This window comes from Rhodococcus sp. Chr-9, assembly GCF_000801125.1.
GTDB classification, from domain to species: domain Bacteria; phylum Actinomycetota; class Actinomycetes; order Mycobacteriales; family Mycobacteriaceae; genus Rhodococcus; species Rhodococcus pyridinivorans.
This window is the reverse complement of the sequence record NZ_JTIZ01000060.1, coordinates 1-481: the sequence shown is the minus strand read 5'-3', so window position 1 is coordinate 481 and position 481 is coordinate 1. Positions and strand designations below refer to the sequence as shown.

Genomic DNA, 481 nt, shown 5'->3' with positions numbered 1-481 from the left:
CGGGCGGTGAGTGCGATCAGGTGTTCGCGGAGCACGGATTCGAGCTGGCGGGCATGACCGAAGCTGAACTCGCGCAGCAGCGTTCCCACGGTCGAGGGCGCATAGACGCCTGCGAACAGATGCTTCATGCCGCCCGAGCGCAGCAGGTCGATATCGTCGATGCTGTCGGCGCCTGCGCACATCCCGGCGATCAGGGTGAGCAGTTTCGGTGCCGGGTTCGCCGCTCCGGAGGCGACCTTGGTGGTGGTGATCGAGATCTTCTCTGAGAGCAGGTCCGGCAGGCGGGTGTGCTCGGCCAGGGTCATGATCGGGACCAGGCCGGCGCACGAGACGAGGTTGTCCTCGTCGAACATCGCGGAGCCGTCGATGAACTTGTGGGGCACTTTCACCGGAAGTGCCTTTCGTGAACTGGTGGATTTGTTCTGTGAGAACTCCAATCTTCCCAGTTCAGGGGGCACTTTCTTCAGTTCGACACGCTGCT

At 62.6% G+C, this 481-nt stretch carries 1 pseudogene; it reads right to left on the bottom strand.

Annotated features, from left to right (window positions below):
- Window positions 1-389: pseudogene (locus QR64_RS07120) on the bottom strand (IS1380 family transposase); the annotation flags it as partial.
- Between the last annotated feature and the right edge of the window lie 92 nt (window positions 390-481).